General features: G+C 45.4%; 17 protein-coding genes. 10 read left to right on the top strand and 7 right to left on the bottom strand.

The window, feature by feature from the left end; all coding sequences use genetic code 11:
* Positions 1–5 precede the first annotated feature (5 nt).
* Positions 6–659, top strand: a complete 654-nt coding sequence (locus ACE04G_RS00730) for a YkyA family protein (RefSeq protein WP_449003503.1) — start codon at positions 6–8, stop codon at positions 657–659.
* Between the two features lie 142 nt (positions 660–801).
* The gene (locus tag ACE04G_RS00725) at positions 802–1,692 is read left to right on the top strand and encodes a hypothetical protein (protein ID WP_449003504.1); all 891 of its coding nucleotides are present in this window, start codon (positions 802–804) and stop codon (positions 1,690–1,692) included.
* Positions 1,693–1,938: 246 nt separating this feature from the next.
* On the opposite strand, the gene ACE04G_RS00720 is transcribed toward ACE04G_RS00725, so the two are convergent.
* Positions 1,939–3,111 (bottom strand): mannitol-1-phosphate 5-dehydrogenase, encoded by a 1,173-nt coding sequence (locus tag ACE04G_RS00720; protein WP_449003505.1) that lies wholly within the window; start codon positions 3,109–3,111, stop codon positions 1,939–1,941.
* A 47-nt stretch (positions 3,112–3,158) separates the two neighbouring features.
* Positions 3,159–3,827, bottom strand: a complete 669-nt coding sequence (locus ACE04G_RS00715) for an HAD family hydrolase (RefSeq protein WP_449003506.1) — start codon at positions 3,825–3,827, stop codon at positions 3,159–3,161.
* Positions 3,828–4,326: 499 nt separating this feature from the next.
* Here ACE04G_RS00715 and ACE04G_RS00710 point away from each other — a divergent pair, with 499 nt between their 5' ends.
* Positions 4,327–5,253 carry an ADP-ribosylglycohydrolase family protein gene (locus tag ACE04G_RS00710; protein WP_449003507.1) on the top strand — a complete coding sequence of 309 codons (927 nt, stop codon included), beginning with the start codon at positions 4,327–4,329 and terminating at the stop codon, positions 5,251–5,253.
* A gap of 26 nt (positions 5,254–5,279) precedes the next feature.
* On the top strand, positions 5,280–6,527 hold the full coding sequence (locus ACE04G_RS00705) for an MFS transporter (RefSeq protein WP_449003508.1): 1,248 nt from the start codon (positions 5,280–5,282) through the stop codon (positions 6,525–6,527).
* A 66-nt stretch (positions 6,528–6,593) separates the two neighbouring features.
* Here the strand turns inward: ACE04G_RS00705 and ACE04G_RS00700 are convergent, their stop codons facing one another.
* Positions 6,594–8,981 carry a galactose-binding domain-containing protein gene (locus tag ACE04G_RS00700; RefSeq protein WP_449003509.1) on the bottom strand — a complete coding sequence of 796 codons (2,388 nt, stop codon included), beginning with the start codon at positions 8,979–8,981 and terminating at the stop codon, positions 6,594–6,596.
* A 685-nt stretch (positions 8,982–9,666) separates the two neighbouring features.
* Between ACE04G_RS00700 and ACE04G_RS00695 the strand changes: the two genes are divergently transcribed.
* The 4 genes from ACE04G_RS00695 (at position 9,667) to ACE04G_RS00680 (ending at position 13,745) form a co-directional block, all read left to right on the top strand.
* Positions 9,667–10,479, top strand: coding sequence for an alpha/beta hydrolase (locus tag ACE04G_RS00695; RefSeq protein ID WP_397376299.1), 813 nt, complete (start codon positions 9,667–9,669; stop codon positions 10,477–10,479).
* A gap of 219 nt (positions 10,480–10,698) precedes the next feature.
* Positions 10,699–10,878, top strand: a complete 180-nt coding sequence (locus tag ACE04G_RS00690; protein ID WP_036615241.1) for a hypothetical protein — start codon at positions 10,699–10,701, stop codon at positions 10,876–10,878.
* A gap of 130 nt (positions 10,879–11,008) precedes the next feature.
* Positions 11,009–11,707 (top strand): RNA polymerase sporulation sigma factor SigK, encoded by a 699-nt coding sequence (gene sigK, locus ACE04G_RS00685; RefSeq protein WP_062329827.1) that lies wholly within the window; start codon positions 11,009–11,011, stop codon positions 11,705–11,707.
* A 676-nt stretch (positions 11,708–12,383) separates the two neighbouring features.
* Positions 12,384–13,745 carry an amino acid permease gene (locus tag ACE04G_RS00680; RefSeq protein WP_449003510.1) on the top strand — a complete coding sequence of 454 codons (1,362 nt, stop codon included), beginning with the start codon at positions 12,384–12,386 and terminating at the stop codon, positions 13,743–13,745.
* Positions 13,746–13,804: 59 nt separating this feature from the next.
* Here ACE04G_RS00680 and ACE04G_RS00675 read toward each other — a convergent pair whose 3' ends face one another.
* Positions 13,805–14,989 (bottom strand): serine hydrolase domain-containing protein, encoded by a 1,185-nt coding sequence (locus ACE04G_RS00675; RefSeq protein WP_449003511.1) that lies wholly within the window; start codon positions 14,987–14,989, stop codon positions 13,805–13,807.
* A 170-nt stretch (positions 14,990–15,159) separates the two neighbouring features.
* Here ACE04G_RS00675 and ACE04G_RS00670 point away from each other — a divergent pair, with 170 nt between their 5' ends.
* Positions 15,160–15,612, top strand: a complete 453-nt coding sequence (locus tag ACE04G_RS00670; protein ID WP_221824361.1) for an Lrp/AsnC family transcriptional regulator — start codon at positions 15,160–15,162, stop codon at positions 15,610–15,612.
* A gap of 111 nt (positions 15,613–15,723) precedes the next feature.
* Here the strand turns inward: ACE04G_RS00670 and ACE04G_RS00665 are convergent, their stop codons facing one another.
* The 3 genes from ACE04G_RS00665 to ACE04G_RS00655 all read right to left on the bottom strand — a co-directional run bounded on the left by ACE04G_RS00665 (position 15,724) and on the right by ACE04G_RS00655 (position 18,411).
* On the bottom strand, positions 15,724–16,923 hold the full coding sequence (locus ACE04G_RS00665) for an MFS transporter (protein ID WP_221824359.1): 1,200 nt from the start codon (positions 16,921–16,923) through the stop codon (positions 15,724–15,726).
* 124 nt (positions 16,924–17,047) lie between these two features.
* Positions 17,048–17,908 carry an alpha/beta hydrolase gene (locus tag ACE04G_RS00660; RefSeq protein ID WP_221824357.1) on the bottom strand — a complete coding sequence of 287 codons (861 nt, stop codon included), beginning with the start codon at positions 17,906–17,908 and terminating at the stop codon, positions 17,048–17,050.
* 56 nt (positions 17,909–17,964) lie between these two features.
* Entirely contained in the window at positions 17,965–18,411 is a 447-nt protein-coding gene (locus ACE04G_RS00655) for a MarR family winged helix-turn-helix transcriptional regulator (protein WP_486094110.1), read from the bottom strand.
* Between the two features lie 460 nt (positions 18,412–18,871).
* On the opposite strand from ACE04G_RS00655, the gene ACE04G_RS00650 reads away from it, so the two are divergent.
* The gene (locus ACE04G_RS00650) at positions 18,872–19,948 is read left to right on the top strand and encodes a FecCD family ABC transporter permease (protein ID WP_221824773.1); all 1,077 of its coding nucleotides are present in this window, start codon (positions 18,872–18,874) and stop codon (positions 19,946–19,948) included.
* Position 19,949: the final 1 nt, after the last annotated feature.

The following is a 19,949-nucleotide window of genomic DNA, read 5'->3' as shown; positions in this document are numbered from 1 at the left end:
CTTGGGTGCTAACGAGTAAAAAGGTGGCGCTTGCGGCAGTCAGCGTATTGCTAATTCTGCTGGTAAGTGGTTGTGGAGATCCGCAGGAGCCTGCGGCAAATCAGGTGAACCAATTGGTGCTCAGTGGTCAGGAGATCGATCAGAGTCTGAAGACGCTGGTCAGTCATGAGCAGGAAGATATGAAGTTATACAAGTCTATTTTGGACAAAGGCAAGAACAAAAATAGTGATCTCGAAGCACTGCTGGATCAGGCAGCAGATCATATTCATGAACGAAGAACGTTGTTGAAACAGGCGGAAGAGGCCATGAAACAGACCAACGAGAAGGCGGTGGCCCTGCGCAGTTCATTGAAAGAACTATCATTTGAAAAAGAAGAAACGTTGGCACAGGCGGAAAAGGTGCTGGATCAATATGAAGCAAGAGCACGAGCATTGGAAAATTTTATTGCCTCGTATCAGTTGAGTCTAAGTGCCGATGAGCAGCTGTATGATCTAATGAGAGAAAGTGCAGAACCTAATCTGGTTAAGATTAAGCGAGCCATTCGGGTACGGAATAGCGAATATGCGAAGCTTGCTGAATTCCGGAAGCAATTTAACCTCCAGACCAAAGCGTTTAACGGAGCCAATGCCAAACTGGTACAGATGGATCAGGCCGGCTGAGCAGAGGATCTGAGCAACCATTCAGACATTTTGCATGATTGAGCTGCCTTTCTCCCGTGTAAATACTAGTATACAGCCAAGCCAATGGATGATAAGCAACATGGACAAGCATCATTGCGTTTAAGCTAACGGAGGTGTTCATATGCGAAAAGGAAATACAATGAAAGTCAGTGCATCATTCCTGGTTTTACTTATGGGATTCTCGCTTGTGGCCTGTGGGAACAGTAATCCTGCTGCACAGCCACCAGTGAATAATACGGAAGAACAGTCACCAGCACCGGAGCAACAACCGAATGAAAGTGCTGTAATAGAAGCGGAAGGTATTCTGACTGGATGGGCTGATCCGCATACCGTTGAGATTCGAGTGAATGAGAAGCCGATGTCATTCCAGGTGAGCGAAGATCTGCAGAAGTCTCTGGATGATATCGATGACGAAGATTCCGTGCGTTTCAAATATGTAGAGAAAACGATTGATGCAACTACGAAACAGTTGGTACTTACAGAGGTTGCAAAGATTGAGTCGAGTGATGACAATAACGGTTCCAATGCAGGCGGTACAGTAACGTCCGATCGTCCGAAGACATCAGAGCTGGAAGTGACGGTAGAAGGAATGACCGAGAAACGCCCAGTGACACTGGCACAAGCAAAAGGTTATTCACTTTATGTGTTTGAACCGATGGCTTTTGATGCGGAAGACCATGAATTAACAATGAAGATTGATCCGGATTATGAGGTAGAGATTGAGAAGCTGCCTGCGGATTTTAACCTGGATATGTTGAAGATGGATGCCAAGGAAGAGTTGTCCGAGACCGGAGAAGTGAAGCAATTGACAGCTGAACAACTTAGTAACGGGCCGATGAAGGATGCAAGATTGTACATGATGTCCCAGAATGATAAGAAAACAGAGTATTTTATTGTGAAAGAACTGGACGGCAATGGTTTCATTTTCCACATCCAAGCACCTATTGGTGAACCTTCTGAAGGTTTCCTGCCTATGGCATATGCATCCCTTAATTCCATTATGAATGAGTAGAAAAGGGATGAGCCACATGGTTAAGCAGGACGGCTAAGTAAAATTAAAACGATTCCCTACACAGCGTGTTTCCTTGAGAGAGGAGATGCGCTGTTTTATTAACGTTACTACAATATAGATACAATGTACCGTGCTGTGTATAGACAAATAGCCGGAAGGAGCGATGCGGATGCATAGATTCCTCCCGGCTTCTTGGCCGTGCTTTTATTCAGTTTGCAGGATCGAACCCATGCCCTGATCAGTTACTCAGGTTAGTATAGTCGATTCCTTGCTTCCTCTGAGTTCTTGATAACGGGCGATTACATTCTGATAAACGGGATGTTCGTCGGGAATTCCCATGCGTTCACGGATGAAGGCGGAGATGCCATCTTCGCGAATCATGTGTTGTAGCTTCATGGCTTCCTCGTCGTGTTTATCATTAAACAGCATTGCGGCCGCCATAGCAGAAGTTAAATGGGGAATTTCAATTCCGAATTCACTGGCCTGCAGCGCTGGGCGAACAAGCCGATCATGAGGCGAAAGCTTGCGAAGGGGGGAACGTCCAACCCGGGTGACCTGATCCGTCAGGTTGGGATTGGCGAAGCGTTCCAGTATGGTGTCGATATATTTGTTATGCTTCTGTGCGTTGAATCCATGCTTCTGGATGAGCATCTGACCTGTCTCTTCCATAACATGGCGTACCTTGGCCCGAAGGGTGGAATTACTCATCACCTGTCTAATCGTCTTGAATCCTTCGAGATAGCCGAAGTATGCGGCGACACAGTGGCCTGTATTTACCGTAAACATTTTACGCTCAATATAAGGTTCAAGCGAATCCACATAGTGGACGCCATCTATTTTCTTGAATCCATCCAGAAGTGCTGGACGATGAACGACCCATTCGTAAAAAGGTTCAACAGTGACCTGCAGCGGGTCTTTGTGGTTTTGAGCCGGAACAATCCGGTCCACAGCTGCATTGGGGAAAGAAATATAACGTTCGGCTTTTTTACGAGTAGGTTCGTCCAGGAATGGATAGATGCGTTTCTTCAGCCTGGTGCTGCCACCGATGGCATTTTCGCAAGCGATAATATGCAGTGGAGTCTGATTATTGTTTTTCATGCGAAGTTGAATGCCTTTGGCGATCGGCTCGGCAATATCTCCGAGTGCAGATACACCCACGGCGGTTGTGATCAGATCGGCTGAAGCGATCTCTTCAGCAACCAGATTCTGCTCATTCACATTGATCGCCGTCACATTGTTTACAATCGTTGTATCCTGATCGCTATTGGCGAGTGTAATGGGATATTCCTGTCTCTCTTGAAGCAAGGAGATTTTCTTCGGGTTACGTGCGACAAAGCAGACTTCGTAGTTGGAAGCGGACAACATATGACCGATAAAACCGCGGCCTATATTGCCCGCACCAAAATGTACAGCTTTCATGTATGAACTCCCCCTTTAAGGATTAAATCGCGAAATTCGTGCAGACCTTAGACGGTAGTGACGAGTGGCTTCGAAATCAAATCGTTAAATGTAAGGTCAGTCAAGCAAGACAGCCGTTGGTGAGGCATCTCGAATTCCAATGTTCCTGTAATGGTATTCGAGATGACTACGCAGTGCATACCAGCCGCAGCAGCTGCACGCGCGCCGTTAGGTGAATCCTCAATCGCTACGGCTTCGTCTGCAGTTACTCCAAGGGCTTCAAGCGCTTGATTGTAGAGTTCCGGATCAGGCTTCACATTTGCAACATCATCTGCCGTACGGATAACTTCAAAATAGTCTTTCAGTTTCAGTTGTTCCAGATGCTGTTCAACCCACTCCCGTTTGGAGCTGGAGGCTACAGCGAGTTTTAGTCCAGCTTTACGCGCTTCGTCAAGGTAGCTCTGAATGCCCGGACGAACCACCTCTTTGTTCATCAATGCAACGTGCTGCAACTGAACAGATTCCCTGAACGCTTCCCGATCGATCGGAAGATTCAAATCTGTGATGAGGTACTCATATGGATTAAATGTTTTCAGACTGGTACCGATGCATTGTGAATACATCTCCAGGGTTAAATCTACGCCGTGTTCCTTGTAAGCATCGCGAAAAGCAATATACCATGCTGTCTCTGTATCAATAATCGTTCCGTCGAAATCAAACACCAGTGCCTTAATCATAAATTTGTTCCTCCTGTTTCAGAATTAGTTTTGGGATAAAAAATGAAAATTTTCTGCAAATTCATTCCCTGTATTCATTAACCTACGGGATATTAGTTGACACAATAAACCGAAAATGAATATTAATTTGGGAAAAAATATGCGTTTGAAGCTAATAAAACCGTAACATAGGACAAACCAAAGGGTCAAGTGCGTCATGATTGTTTACATTGAAAATTTTCACAGGTATGATTTGTTTTCAGAAAAAGGAGAAAGTTGCAAACCGTTAACCCTTTTGCATGTAAGCGGTGTACTGAATAAACTGTTTTTACAGCTCAAAAAAATAAAACTTTTTTTATGAAAATTAGATAGTCTGGCCGTTCAACAGCTTTCGACACTTTTATAATAGAAGAAATGGAGCTGAATGTATTGGATTTTATTAGCTTTACGCCAGATCAGGCCCTGTGGGAGAATGGAAGAAAGATTTTGAAAGTATATGGAGTAAGGGAGGAAGACAAGCATGTTGCAAAAGGACCGTTTTAATGGCTGCTTCATCGGGCTTGCAGCGGGTGATTCGTTGGGAACTACCGTGGAATTCAGTAGCCCGGGCACATTTGAACCCGTAACGGATATCGTGGGTGGCGGCGTATTCGGGCTGGAGGCAGGGCAGTGGACAGATGATACGTCGATGGCTCTGTGCCTGGCAGAAAGTCTGGTACGCAAGGCAGACTTTGATCCTGCAGATCAGATGCGCAGATACAGCAATTGGTACAAGGTCGGGTATATGAGCAGCACAGGCGATTGTTTTGATATCGGTGGGGCCACACGAAGTGCCTTGGAGAGGTTTGAGATAACCGGAGAAGCCTACAGCGGATCAACGGATCCGATGACGGCGGGCAATGGCTCTATTATGAGGCTTGCACCTGTCGTGATGGCTTATGCCAATCAACCAAACGAGGCGGTTCGTTATGCCGGGCTGAGCTCCCGGACAACACATGCTGCAACGGAAAGTGTGGAAGCATGTGAAGTGCTAGCCGCCATACTTGTTGCCGGTCTGCGTGGAGCGGACAAGAGCGTCATGCTGATGTCGGAGACATGCCGACAGTGGAGGGAGGAACCTGCTTTTTCACCTGCTATTGAAGAGGTTGTTATGGGTTCCTATCAGAGCAAAGAACCACCGGAAATTAAGGGCAGTGGCTATGTGGTTCGTTCACTTGAGGCAGCACTATGGGCGTTCCATAAGTCATCAAGCTTTGAAGAAGGTGCTTTGTTAGCTGTTAATCTGGGTGATGATGCGGACACTACGGGCGCGGTGTATGGGCAGATCGCAGGTGCTTATTATGGACTCAGCGGTATACCGGTACACTGGCGGGACAAGCTGGCCATGCGTGAAACGTTCGAACAACTAACAGAAGCCTTGTGGTTAAAGGCGACAGAAAATCGTTGATTAAGAGACAGGAGAAGAGAACATCTATGAGCACGACTGGACACACATTACAACCACAGGCTTCACAGTCAGGTAAACGAGGGGCGTTTCCATTATCCCTGTTATGCCTGACGATAGGTGCTTTTGCAATTGGTATGACTGAATTTATTATTATGGGCTTACTGCCCAATGTGGCAACAGACCTGAATGTAAGCATTCCGCAGGCAGGACAACTCATTACGGGATATGCGCTTGGTGTAGCGGTAGGTGCACCGATTTTGACCGTATTTACACACAAGATTCCGCAGAAACAACTGCTGGTGCTGCTGATGTGCATTTTCATTATCGGGAACGCATTGTCCGTTATTGCTCCCACCTATGGGTTGTTAATCTCAGCACGGATCTTAACGGCATTTGCCCATGGTACGTTCCTTGGTGTAGGTTCAATCATGGCGACACGGCTTGTTGCGCCCGAGAGAAGGGCAGGAGCGGTATCGGTTGTTCTTGCGGGCCTTACGATTGCCAACATCATTGGCGTTCCGTTTGGTACGTTTATCGGGCAACAGCTTGGATGGCGGTCATCTTTCGGGGCAATTACGATCTTGGGCATCATTTCGTTGATTGGTATCATTCGTTTCATTCCCGTCCTCCCGCAAGGAGCACCAGCCAACCTGGGACAGCAATTCCGGAATCTGGTTCGTCCCCAAGTGTTGCTGGTTCTGCTTATTGGGGCGTTAGGGTGCGGAAGTTTGTTTACAGTCTTCACCTATATTACGCCGATGCTTGTGGATATTAGCGGCTTTGCGGAGCAAAGTGTGACCTGGATTCTGGTGTTGTTTGGCTTCGGTGTAACCTTGGGCAATTTGGTTGGCGGCCGTCTGGCAGACTGGAAGCTGATGCCTTCGTTAATCGTCAACTTTGGTATCCTTGCTGTTCTTCTGGCAGTGCTCACGCTGACGCTGGAGAATCAATATCTGGCAGTGCTCACGATATTTTTCTGGGGGGTTGCCGCTTTTGGTATTATGCCGGGACTTCAGATTCGGATTATGAATATGACTCGTGAAGCACCGCTGCTTGCGACAACCTCAAGTCATTCGGCATTTAACCTGGGAAATGCCGCTGGTGCCTATATGGGTGGGTATGCAATTACGCATACGGGACTTATCTCAGTGCCTTTGTATGCCGCAGTAATTGCTGCACTGGGTTTGCTGGGTTTGTTCATCAGTCTGTTGATGAAAGACAGACAGACTTCACCCGAGGGTGCAGAGGTAGTTAATCCAGTATCCGTACACTAAACAGATGTCAAGAAAGCCTCAGCCATCCTGTGTAACCAGGGGCTGAGGCTTTTTGGGTATGTTGTTTTAATAGATTTCAAGCTCATTGATTCGCACATAGGTTGGCTGATGGGAAGGACCTTTACTCGCTACGACACGGATCTTGGAGGTACTGACTGCTGAAAATGTGTGTGAACGCGTTAACTCTTGATTGCCTGTAATCTGTACAAGATTCACCCAATTTGAGCCATTCCAGTATTGCAGATCATAATTGGCAAGCGGGTATCCCTGGGTGGTATACAGATCAATTCGCTGGATTGAACTCGATGTCGGCAAATCAATGATGACATATTGGGGAAGTGAGGAATTACGGTTATTGGCCCAGCTATAACTTTCCCCCAAGGCCGTGTTACGATCCCCGTCATTGATTCGGGCTGCAGAATACCCGGGATAGGTGGAAGTTACCGTTATGGCAGCATTTCGTGCCAGGTTCTGTCCGGTTCCCGGATTGGTAGGGGTTTTCACCAGATTCACCAAATTCCAGCGCAGCTCGAAGAGTTTGAAGGACTTATTAAATACAGCTCCTTCTCCTTTGACGAGAGCATCAATCTTTAGAGACATGGTACTGGGCACATTATTGCTGCTTGTCCATTTCCCTGTGCCTTCAATGCCGGCAAAAACACTTACCTCAAGTATTTTTTTGCCGGCAATTTTCAGACCGACTTCAGCTTTGGCTCCTGCCCAAGCTGTGATCTGTCCCTCAATTTTATGAGTAACCGTAAGGTATCTGTTTACACTACTGTAAGGCTGGATTTTGACAGGGATGAAGACACGTGTTTTTCCTTTAACTCCTGCAGTGACCGTGTATCCCTGATCGACCTGGAATTCAAAGGTGACGTTGCCGTCAATACCAATGACCAGAAAAACGCCGACTGATACGGCTCCGAGATTGCCAGCACCAATGTTGAAGCCCATGATTGGAACTTTGACCTCTTTTTTGAACTTGGCATCACCTTTGATATAGATGTTGGCTTTCTCACCAGCAGTGAATTTCAGATCATATTTTCCCCAAAATCCGTATTTCCCCGTAACTTTGGGTGCAATCAAGCTGAGCTTGCCACCTGCTTCAACGAACACTTTGTTACCGTTTGCATTTTGTTGATTTACAAGTACCTTCTTGAAATCACAGACAAACTCATTGCCGGATTTTTTGCAATTGGCAAAATCACCTGCTCCAGCAGCACGAATCACATCATTCATGTCCGTTGAATGAATATCAGTTAATTCTGTGGAATTTATTTCATTCAGATCCATATCATTTGTATCATTCATGTCCATGGGTGCGATATCCGTGGAAGCGATATCCATTCTTTCTGCATCCGCAATCATGTCCATATTTGCATCCAAATCATTTTGAATCGTGTTGTCGATGTTGAACTGTCGCATTTCAGCATCGTCAGTTATATCGGTCTCTAACAAGGAAGGGGTTTCCTGAACAAGCCATTCCTTGCTATCCAATACCATCTCAGGATCAGGCATGACGATATTACGCTCTTCGAACGAGACCTCCTGCTCGGGAATATCATAGTAATCGAACAATTCCTCCACACCCGGAGTGATGTAATCTACCCGCATACCACCAGAGCTTCTATTGACGCTTGTAACTTTGATAGCCCGGGCAGAGGACTGATCGAGAAAGATCTGACCAGGAGCTAGGTTATTACCGATTTGGGCAGCCTCTTGGGTGCTAAGTTCTATTGAACCTTTCTCTTCCACCGTTTCAAAGACGGCATTTACCACGGGAAGTCTCTTCACCATGGAAGCAGGCATGGGTTGGGTCGGTTTTAACTGATAATCGACTTGCTCGAATTGACCTGAAGAAGAAATGGGATTGCTAATAGCCAGTCCATCTTCAGAGACGTTAAATGAGATTCGAAAATATGCTTCTGAAACTGGAGCATTCACATTGGTCTTGCCTGCCCAGATCCAGCGTGCACTGGTCTCCTCAGGCATGCCACTAATCTGTTTCCAAGGATCACTGCCATACCGTCCGAAGTCAGTAGCACGTGACCATGACGAATCATCGAATTTGGGTTGCTCCCAACCTTCAATATATCGTTCAGATACTTTCCAGTTGAAATCCGTAACCAGATTCTCATCTCCGTAGCTAAGGTCTGCCAGCAGTCCCGCATAGAGGCCTATATCCTTCGCTTGAACTGCAATCACATTGATGCCAGATTGAATCGGCACAGGGAACGTATAGGCTTTGGCCCAGTCGGTGCCTTTTCCCGTCTGTCTGCCGTTTATAAAAAGTGTGAACTCATCATCTGCGGTTATGGATATTTTTCCTTCATTGTTAGATGCAGCATAGACATTGGATGGCCATAACCCGACAAGTAAAGGCAGCAATAATGTAATAACCAGAAATGAAGCCCATGCTTTTTTGATCGAAAAGCGTACATTGAACATCATCATTTTCCTCCCAGAAAATAAAGTAGTTGCAAAAGATATTGGCGAACGAGACGTTGAAACTTTTGCGAAAGCATCTCTCAGAAGAAAACTATTATGAATCTATTGAAATTGTTCATAGACACCCCCCTATGGAAGTTATAATAAGGTAAAATATTCAATTTAACAACAGTATTTTACAATTTTTGATTATGATTCGAGAACAAAGAACAGAGAACAAAGAAGAAAGAAAAAAGAAGAAAGAAGAAAGAAGAAAAACTCTGATGCTATAAGATCATTGAATTGAATCGCTAGAAATGAAAATATTGTTGCGAAAAATGGATAAATAAGTTTAAATATACTATATAAGTAATTCCATGTCGGAAAAACAGAGTGAAATCTACAGGTTCAGTTTTTTCTGAAGGGAAGGGAGGTGATCTAACCTGTTTATTGTAAGGGCTTTCAATTTTGGTTTGAGAGGAAGCTTGCTTCACCGCGTTAGAAAAAAGTTGAACTTCAGCATCAAGCGTAATCCAGTGAAACTTCGAGAAACGCATACTTAAGTTTGACAAAATTGAGAGGAGAAATTGAGATGAAAAAACGTATTACAATCCTTTTAAGTCTTTCGATGATCGTTGCCATGATTGCCCCAACAATGGCTTTTGCTACGGATTCCAGCGAGGTTGGTGCTCAGAACACAGCGTATGAATCTATGAATGTATCCGGCAATGACGCAAACAATGCGCTTGCTAATACTCCGGTGGTGCCGGCACCACCGGGTTTTGATGGCTATCGAAACAATATTCCGCACGGAAATACCAATCTGATATCCTATTACTCCACAACGGTGGGCAATACACGGAAAGCGACCGTGTATACACCGCCAGGATATTCTCCGAATAAAAAGTATAACGTCTTGTATCTCCTGCACGGCATCGGCGGGGATGAGCATGAGTGGGTCAATGCAATGAAACCCAAGAACATTTTGGACAACCTGTATTCGGAAGGCAAGCTGTCCCAGATGATCGTTGTCATGCCGAATGGCCGTGCCATGAAGGACGACCGTCCAGTCGGTGACATTTTTGCTCCGGACAAAGTGGCTGCGTTTGAACGGTTTGAGCAAGACCTGCTCAAGGATCTGATTCCTCATATCGAGGCCAATTATCCAGTGTACAAAGACAAGAATAGTCGTGCGCTAGCCGGACTGTCCATGGGTGGTGGGCAGTCGCTTAACTTCGGATTGAAAAATCTGAATACCTTCGCCTGGGTAGGGGCCTTCTCGGCCGCACCGAATACGCAATCTGTATCGCAGCTGGTTTCCAATCCTGGACAAGTCGCCAGCCAACTCAAATTGTTGTGGATCTCCTGTGGATCAAGTGACGGTCTGTTATGGGTCAGCCAGAACTTCAAAAACGGCTTGAGCAGCATGAACATTCCGCATACCTGGTATCAGGATGTAGGTGGACATGAACCATCTGTCTGGAACAGCGGCCTGTATCAGTTCTCACAACGAATCTTTAAATAATTTAATTTGAATTAGCTTCTTGAAGCAATCGACAGGAGAAACAGGAATTCATATCGATATGTAGCCTCAGTTCTGTTCTGCACAGGGCTGGGGCTTTATGTTGGTTAGTGTGCGAATATGACATGATGAATGAGAGAGAATATGTTAGCATGAAGGAAGCAGATCCACATGGAGCGGGTAGTTAATTACATAGGTAGATACATGAAGGAGAGAAATAGGATGTTTTATTACAAAGGTGCGTTTCGGGAAACGGACAATGTGATCTATTTTAAAAGCGATGTTTCATTAGCTCAGAATGATGTTGTCCTATTTGGTGAAAAGAAGTATTTTATCGAAAGTGTGGAAAAAGAATTTCTCCTGCTTCAGCGGGTGGGATCCATCGTTTCTGTGAGTCTGTGAAATCTTCGCAAGATCATCCCCTTTTTCAAGTGTACGTGCACTTCTGGGCCACTGCCTACATACAATAGATCGACCCTGTTCCCACATGTGCTCAGGCCAGATCGTTGTAAAACTGCAGGAGGTGTCATCTGTGCCCGGATTGTTTACCGCAATTGCTCTATTCATTAAAGAGTTAACGTTACTCGTCTCATATGTCAAAAATAATGCGTTCCCCCAGCCACTGGCTGAGGATGATGAAGCCAAACATTTACGCCTTATGGCTGAAGGCAATGCTCACTCTCGCAATCTGCTCATTGAACACAATCTGCGCCTTGTCGCGCATATCGTCAAGAAGTTCGACAATACGGGTGAAGATCAGGAAGACCTGATTTCCATCGGAACCATTGGTTTGATCAAAGCCATCGAAAGTTTTCAACAAGGCAAAGGTACGAAGCTTGCCACATTTGCGGCGAGATGTATTGAAAACGAGATACTTATGCATTTGCGTTCCCTGAAGAAAACACGCAAAGACGTATCCCTGCACGACCCCATTGGTACGGACAAAGAAGGCAACGAAATTACGCTGATCGACATACTCGGAACAGAAGCCGACGACGTTGTAGATAAGGTGCAGCTCAAGATTGAAAAAAGCAAAATTTATCGCAATCTCGACATCCTGGATGATCGGGAGAAGGAAGTTGTGATCGGTCGATTCGGCCTGGAAGCAGGCGGGGAGGAACGAACTCAACGCGAAATTGCGAAGGAACTGGGCATCTCACGTTCTTATGTATCACGGATTGAGAAACGAGCGTTAATGAAATTGTATCATGAATTTTATAAGCAAAAGTAGTTGTTGAACAGAGCGAGGGCACCTTTATCGGAGCCCTTTTTACTGTGAAGATACTTAAATAGGATCTAAATTGTATTGATTATTTGGGGTTATAACCTAAATAAAGGAATTTTCATTCCTGTTGAAGAATATCTTATACACAGACCAATTTAACATATAAGGAGTAAATGTTAATGAAGCAGCTTTTTCAGAAAACTCCACTGTGGTTTTTGTTAATCTGGATCGCAGGATTTATAATGATCGTTTTCAACTCGTTTCAATCGTATTCGAGTGTTATTAACTTCATTGCGTTATTGATGATTAGTGTTGCTAATGCGATTCGAATTTGGAAAAATGAACGTTCGTTAGCGATCACCTTTTTAGTCGTTGCCGCTCTATGCTTGGCTTTTATTTTAAAATACTTCTATAGATATGTATTATCAGCGTGACATGGCATGGGAATAAAAAGGAATGTACATAGGCTGATGATAATAAGGATCGGATGCAACTTAAGCTTATAAAAGCAAAGGGCATGAAATACGAGCGTATCAAGAGGTCATCTCTTACAAAGGTGGCCTCTTTGCTGTGCAAAAAAATATATAAGGGAGGGATATGTATTCTGGGCAGATTATTATATGATGAGTAATAATATTTTGCATCGTAGAGAGCATTTGCAGAAAGAGAGTGGTGGTTGATCATGCAGCAAGAAACGTTAACAAGGGGATTAAAGAACCGACATGTGCAGTTGATGGCGATCGGAGGTGCGATCGGTACAGGGCTGTTTCTCGGAGCAGGCAAAACGATCCAGCTAACAGGGCCATCCATCTTGCTGGCCTACATTATTACGGGTGTTGTGTTGTTCCTGATCATGCGTGCATTGGGGGAGCTGCTGTTAAGCAACTTGCAGTATCATTCCTTTGTCGATTTTGTGCGTGATTACCTGGGAAATATGGCGGCATTTATTACAGGCTGGACCTATTGGTTCTGTTGGATCTCCATTGCCATGGCTGATATTACGGCCGTTGGATTGTATACACAGTTTTGGTTTCCAAATGTACCTCAGTGGATGCCAGGGTTAATTGCGTTAGTCATTTTGCTAATCATGAACTTGGCAACAGTCAAGTTGTTTGGGGAGATGGAATTCTGGTTTGCCCTGATTAAAGTCGTGGCTATTCTGGCACTCATTATTGTTGGTTTATATATGATATTCAAAGGTTTTACCACGGATCAGGGTCCAGCGAGCTTCACCAATCTGTGGAGTCATGGGGGATGGTTCCCGAATGGACTGCATGGGTTCATCATATCGTTCCAGATGGTGGTGTTCGCCTTTGTAGGCATGGAACTGGTGGGACTCACAGCGGGGGAAACGGAGAACCCGGAGAAGGTTATTCCGAGAGCAATTAACCAGATTCCGATCCGGGTACTGCTCTTCTATGTTGGCGCATTGCTGATTATTATGAGTATTTACCCGTGGAACGCCATTGTGCCTACGGAAAGTCCGTTTGTACAAGTGTTTGCCGCTGTGGGTATTGCAGCTGCCGCCGGCATTGTGAATTTCGTTGTGTTAACATCAGCGGCTTCGGCGTGTAACAGTGCCATTTTCAGTACAAGCCGTATGGTGTTCTCCATGGCAAAAGATCACAACGCACCCGAGTCGTTTGCACGACTGAACAAGCGGAAAGTGCCTTCCAACGCGCTGTTTTTCTCCACAATTGTTATTTTGATTGCGATTGTTCTGAACTATATCATGCCAGAAGGCGTATTTACACTGATCACGAGCGTGTCGACCGTGTGCTTCATCTTTGTCTGGGGTATCATGGTCATCTGTCATCTCAGATATCGTCGTACTCAGCCGGAACTGGCGAGTCGTAGCCGCTTCAAACTGCCACTATATCCGTTCTCGAACTACTTGATCCTAGCGTTTCTGGCGTTTGTGCTAGTGGTATTGGCATTGGCCGAGGATACGCGTGTTGCACTGTTTGTCACGCCGGTGTGGTTCATCCTTGTTGGGGGGATCTATCTTTTCAAAAAGAGAAATTTGAGCAATAACAGACAGTAAAACTTACCTTTGTTAATAAATATACCCGCCCAATCAGACTGGGCGGGCATTTATGTTTTTTAAATTCTTGCAGCCTCTTTGCCTTCACGAATGCTCGCGTAGATGGCATCACAGATATCGGTTGTATACTGGCCCGACATCCCTTCAAGTGCCGTGTTGGTGAATGCTGCAACACTAAGTTCTTCTTTTGGATCAACAAACCAGGAATGACCGTAGGTTCCACCCATTCGCCACGTACCCGCTGATTCTGGTGTACCGGCTGCGACAGGATCTTTAAGTATTGTAAAACCAAGGCCAAACCCTCTGCCCGGCCAGTATGGCATCGCGAGATCACCGATTTGATTGGTAGACATCTCAGCCGCAACGGCTTCTGTAAGAAGAGGCTGTCCTCCTTGTCGCAATGCTTCAAGTAAAGTAAGAAAATCTCCGGTACTTCCAACCATACCCGCTCCGCCCGATAAGTAAGCAGAAGTACGATTCGCACGATTGGGTGACAGTCGGAAGCCAGCAGTACCCTCAATAAAAGGAATCTGCTCCAACTCCTTATGAAGGAGACGCGGTTCTTCAGAACCATTAGCATATGCGGCTGTCAATCGTTCCGAATCCACCGCAACAAAGTCAGTGTCGGTCATGTGGAGTGGAAGAGTAACTAGCGTTTGAACAGCTTTTCGTAATGACATCCCAGTTACTTTTTCGATAACGGCACCAAGTACATCTGTCGCAATGGAATATCTCCACATGTTTCCTGGCTCATACAGAAGAGGAGCAGAAGCCAGCCTTTGCAAATTCTCCTCCAGACTCATTTCAGACCAATCCATTCCGTCCGATACTCCTGCAAGCTCATAGGTTCCCTGATCTTCTTGGAAGAAACGGTATGTCAAACCTGCGGTGTGTGTCATCAACTGATGTACTGTTATTAAAGCATCCTGACCATTGGCAAGTTTGGGCCGGAATGCAGGAAGCCAGCGGGTCACAGGATCATGCAGACTCAGCTTTCCTTGGGAGATTAATGCCAGAGCTGCTGTCGAGACAATAGGTTTGGTTACGGAAGCAAGTCGAAACAGAGCGTTTTCCGACATGGTACGCTTTTGCTCCCTGTCTGCGAAACCAGCAGCCCGGCTATATACCAGTTCCCCTCCTAATGCAACCTGTACAACTGTTCCTACGATTCTTTTTTCGCTTATAGCGCGGTCAATGGCTTCATCCACATAATTATGCAATGTTGTCATGTCTTTTTTTCTCATGCTTATCTTCCTCTCACCAACTGATGTATTTGATTTCTCGTGATAACTGTGTTTATTATATAAATGATTGATCTTGTATTACATGGTTTGTTAAAGGTATTATAATGAATTGGCGAATATACTTAAGGTAATTTCTGAATATATCTTATGTATTTAAAGGAGTGGATCACATGGACGAAATAGATCAGCATATTCTGTATCACTTGGAGAATCAGGCGAGATTATCCATGACCGAACTAGGCAAATTGGTGGGGTTATCTCAGCCCGCTGTTACTGAACGAGTCAAACGAATGGAAGAAAAGGGAATCATCGAGGAATATCGAACCGTGATCTCCCCCTCCAAATTGGGCAAGCAAAGCACAGCCTATGTTCTTTTTCGTACGCGGGATTGTTATCCTTTTCTGGATTTCTGTCGTGCGTCACCTGAAGTTGTGGAATGTTATCGGATAAGCGGGGAGTACAATTACTTGCTAAAAATCCTCACAGACACCATTCAGGGACTCGAGGAGTTTGAGAACAAGTGTGATCCGTACGGTACTTACATGACTTTAATCACCATGTCTTCTCCAATTGCACATAAGAATCTCGTGGAAGGACCAAATCTGTTGGCACAGGCAGAATAAGATTACAGTCTATAAAACTTTGAAATGTAATGCAGAAGAGGAGTCCACATCAAGTGAACTCCTCTTTTGTCTTACGTTTAACTCATGCAAAATGCCTTCCTGTTATTTTACTTACTTGGGAAATCCATATTTATAAGCACGCATAACTACAAGCAACGCAGGAATGAGCAAGATAAACAGCACCCCAGAAAGGTATCCTGCTCCTAATACTTCAAGAAGGATGCCCCCGATGATGCCTCCTCCGCCAATCGCCAGATTCCATGCTGTAACCAGCATCGATTGGGCGACATCTGTGCTTTTGCCTCCGGCTTGAGCGATGGCAGTTTGTAACAGTGTCGCGGCCCCGCCAAACGTAAGTCCCCAGATCATGACGCCAAGAATAATAATCACAGGTTGATGAGTAGCGATTCCCATCACGACAGAGGCCAGAGCGAATGATGCCAAGCTAATGATAACCAATCTCCTCAAAAACCGGTCAATAAGCATTCCGGTTAACCAAATTCCAACAATGGAAGTAATACCGAAAATGAGCAAAATCAAGTCTACTCTGTTAGCAAATACGGTCTGGGCAAGGTAGGGAGAAATATAGGTATATAGGATATTATGGGCAAGCATCCAGGCCAGAACAACAAACAGAATAGGCCTAACTCCCGGAATTAAAAACACCTTGTGCAGCGGAAGACGTTCCCCAGCGGGCTCTCCGGCAAAGTCCGGCATTTTCCAGAGAACCCATACGATTAGAGCTACGGTCAGAAGAGATACTATCCCGAAGATGAGGCGCCAGCCGATATAAGAACTGAGAAAACTACCGATTGGAACACCAAGGGCTAGTGCCACGGGTGTGCCGACCATAGCCACAGCCATGGCTTTACCTTTTAACGAATCCGGGACCATCCGACGAGCATAACCTGCTGTCATTCCCCATAACACACCCGCAGAGACTCCCGCCATAAAACGAGCAGCAAGTGTCAGGATATAATCTGAGGATAAGGCGGTAACGGTGTTAAAGACAAGAAAACCGCTAATGCATGCCAGCAGAAGAGGTCGGCGTCTCCATCCGCGTGTAGCAGCAGTCAAGGGAATGGCAGCAACAAGTGATCCAATGGCATAAAGAGTCACCAACTGTCCGGTAAGAGCCTCTGTGATCCCCAAGTCTTTTGCGATTTGTGGCAGCAGTCCCGCAGGCAGGCTTTCAGTGAGGATGCAAATAAATCCCGCCATGGCTAATGCAAGAAGCCCAGCCCACGGAAGGCGTTCTGAAGATATGGAAGGCAGCTCCCTTTGTTTTGGGAGGGGTGTGTTAATGGCCATGAATAAAACCTCATTTCTTATATTTTAATCCTATCCAGAACTATGCATATAAGCTTATCTGAAAAAATCAAACTTTTGCATACAGGATTAAAGGTAAAAAGGAGGTCTTAACATGGTATTTATTTTAATTTGTGAGTTTTTCCGTTAATTCAAAGGGGAACTGTCTGTTCAGCCATTCAAGGATGATATCGACAGGTTCCATGTACCGTTGGCCTACAAGTAAACCCGTATGGGTCGTATCCCACAGTCCGGCATATGCAGCATGCAGCTGCTTGGCAGTTAATTTGCCTCTCTGATCTTCGTCTTCACTGGAAACAGCCTTGATCACCAGACTGGGGCAATGGATCAGGTCACCATTAATGGATACACCATCGGCTCCACAAAGAACTGAAAAGGTAGCAAATGCCTTCGCGGACTCCGATTGCAGATATTTAAGCTGAAAAGCAATGTCTTCTGCCGTCTCATCTATACTGGTTAGTTCATCACGGACAGGTGCAGGCATGATAATTCCAGGTGTGATACGATTACTTTCAGGGTAGGGGATTAGCTCATGGACTTCCTTGCTCAGACTGGCGTCGATCACAACCAGGCCTGCCAGAGTAACGGTTTCTGCAATCTTTTGACTGAGAATCCCACCCATGCTAAAGCCAATGAGAACGGGAGGCTCGTTGAACTCGGCTAACACTTCACGAATATCCTCCAAATAATCGTCAAACGTAATCTTTGTCATATCCATGACCCGACTCTTGTAGTGACTTCTCAGGTTCATGACATAACAGGTCCAACCGTGCTGGACAAAGTGGGGAATATATTTGCTCCACATCCAGCTGCCTGTGTATGCACCGTGTACGAACAGCAGTGGGGGCTTCTTGGTCGTTGTTTTTTCGTCATGAAGCGGGGTTCCTGCGAATATCTCCAAGTGTAAATCATGTTCTCCGATCTTCTTTACCTCATGTTCCGGTAAAAATTGTGTGTAGTCCGTCATACCAAAAACCTCCTCTAAACTATTAGTTTGATATCAAACTATTTCTCCAAAAAAAATTAGAAGTTGCTATGAATTTTCATTAAAATTCGCAGCAGTTCTTTTTTCTCCGCTTCCGTAACGTCCGCATAAAACACGTCCAGTATGCGCTGTGATATTTCTTCAAAGACCGGCTTTAATTGTTCGCCTTTTGCAGTCAAAGCCACATGAACAACTCGTGAATCTGTTGCATCACGCTCCTTAACGATGTATCCTGTCCGCACCAATTTGTCCACAAGTGCAGTCACCGTGGATTTATCCTTACCAATTTTTTTGGCGATTTCAGCCATAGTCATCCTGTGATTATTGTACAGGCCATAGATAATATCCCCATGGGACGTAGCGAGATCCTGGATTCCCTGCTCAGCCATCTCGGCCAGGATAAAGCGGTTGACCTTCTCTTTAATTTTGGATATGAGTGAAATAGCGTCTCTTGTTTTCATACGTGTAATATAGTTTGTTATCAAACTAATGTCAAGCTTTGATCCGTGACGATCTGCCCAAGTTGTGCAATATCGCTATACAGGCTATCGAGTGAGCCTTTGTGATTCGTCGTTAGCAGGAACGTGCGGATATTCATGTCATTCAAACCATCGACGGTACCTACGCCCCAGTCTGCATCAGCGAACAGGTCGCCCTGTCCGAGTACCAGATCGGGATTTGCACCTACAACCAGCTCTTTACCTACATGAAATTCTCAATTGTGAGCGGATACGTCGTTTTATTTGTATTCTCAACATGCTTCCGGATGTGAATTTCATTAAATGATGAACCCCTTTTCTATGTGTTTTAAATTGACAAAGATAATCATTCTCAATTATAATCCGAGAAAACACGTTGTAAATAGCTAAATTTATGATGTTCTACATTTTATATGAATTGACGGGGGAAGAGATGGCACAGACGGTTCAGGTTCAGACACAGCGTATGGGGAAAAGAGAGTCTCTGATTCATAGTAAATCCGGGTTTGCTATACTGATTGCAGCTTTAATCATGATTACGATTATATCTGTAGGGATCGCGGTTTCCATTGGACAGGTTCGTATTCCGCTGGCGGAGTCATATCGTATTCTTTTAACCAAATTAACAGGATTTCAGTGGGGGGCAACACCCATTGAGGCAGGTTCCTTTACCGATATTATCTGGCAGATTCGTTTTCCGCGTGTGCTGATGGCGATGTTTATCGGTGCAGGCTTGGCCCTGTGCGGTGCTGTTATGCAGGCTGCTGTGCAGAATCCGCTGGCTGATCCTTACATACTGGGTATATCCTCAGGCGCTTCACTTGGAGCAACCTTTGCAATTCTTATTGGATTCGGTGCGATTGGGTGGCTAGGTCAGACGGGGGTTGCTTTCTGGGCCTTTGCCGGTGCGATGGGTGCGTCCTTACTAGTCCTGACTTTGGCAGGAATTCGGGGGAAAATGACGTCGGTCAAGCTGGTGCTTGCCGGAATGGTGATTAACGCGTTATGCAGCGCTTTTTCGAACTTTATTATTTATTTTGCTAACAATGCTGAAGGCATCAAAACGGTGACATTCTGGACCATGGGCAGCCTGGCGGCTTCCGGATGGAACAAGCTTCCACTCGTGGGTATCGTCGTGCTGGTGGCGATTCTATTTTTCCTTTTACAGTCCAGAGTTCTTAATACGATGTTGTTGGGGGATGAAGCAGCTGTTACGCTGGGCATTAATCTGAGTGTGTATCGCAGACTGTACATGCTGTTAACCGCTTTGGTGACAGGTGTTATGGTGGCGAGCTGTGGCATGATTGGTTTTGTCGGACTCATTATTCCACATATCGTCAGAGGTCTGGTAGGTTCCGACCATCGTAAAGTGATGCCTGTATCCGTACTGTTTGGAGCCATTTTCCTCATCTGGACGGATGTTATTGCACGATCCCTCATATCCAGCGTGGAGTTGCCAATCGGTATTATTACGGCCATGATTGGTGCACCAATGTTTATGTATATGCTGGTCAAAAAAGGCTACGGTTTTGGAGGAAATTAAC

This window comes from Paenibacillus sp. AGC31, assembly GCF_057334655.1.
This window is presented reverse-complemented; position numbering and strand designations above follow the sequence as displayed.

Bases quoted from the DNA above. Each gene is read 5' to 3' on its own strand.
- ACE04G_RS00665 (WP_221824359.1), bottom strand. From the start codon at position 16,923: ATGGCCATTAACACACCCCTCCCAAAACAAAGGGAGCTGCCTTCCATA.
- ACE04G_RS00695 (WP_397376299.1), top strand. From the start codon at position 9,667: ATGAATGTATCCGGCAATGACGCAAACAATGCGCTTGCTAATACTCCG.
- ACE04G_RS00700 (WP_449003509.1), bottom strand. From the start codon at position 8,981: ATGATGATGTTCAATGTACGCTTTTCGATCAAAAAAGCATGGGCTTCA.
- ACE04G_RS00720 (WP_449003505.1), bottom strand. From the start codon at position 3,111: ATGAAAGCTGTACATTTTGGTGCGGGCAATATAGGCCGCGGTTTTATC.
- ACE04G_RS00725 (WP_449003504.1), top strand. From the start codon at position 802: ATGCGAAAAGGAAATACAATGAAAGTCAGTGCATCATTCCTGGTTTTA.
- ACE04G_RS00690 (WP_036615241.1), top strand. From the start codon at position 10,699: ATGTTTTATTACAAAGGTGCGTTTCGGGAAACGGACAATGTGATCTAT.
- ACE04G_RS00705 (WP_449003508.1), top strand. From the start codon at position 5,280: ATGAGCACGACTGGACACACATTACAACCACAGGCTTCACAGTCAGGT.
- ACE04G_RS00670 (WP_221824361.1), top strand. From the start codon at position 15,160: ATGGACGAAATAGATCAGCATATTCTGTATCACTTGGAGAATCAGGCG.
- ACE04G_RS00675 (WP_449003511.1), bottom strand. From the start codon at position 14,989: ATGAGAAAAAAAGACATGACAACATTGCATAATTATGTGGATGAAGCC.
- ACE04G_RS00715 (WP_449003506.1), bottom strand. From the start codon at position 3,827: ATGATTAAGGCACTGGTGTTTGATTTCGACGGAACGATTATTGATACA.
- ACE04G_RS00650 (WP_221824773.1), top strand. From the start codon at position 18,872: ATGGGGAAAAGAGAGTCTCTGATTCATAGTAAATCCGGGTTTGCTATA.
- ACE04G_RS00680 (WP_449003510.1), top strand. From the start codon at position 12,384: ATGCAGCAAGAAACGTTAACAAGGGGATTAAAGAACCGACATGTGCAG.
- ACE04G_RS00710 (WP_449003507.1), top strand. From the start codon at position 4,327: ATGTTGCAAAAGGACCGTTTTAATGGCTGCTTCATCGGGCTTGCAGCG.
- ACE04G_RS00660 (WP_221824357.1), bottom strand. From the start codon at position 17,908: ATGACGGACTACACACAATTTTTACCGGAACATGAGGTAAAGAAGATC.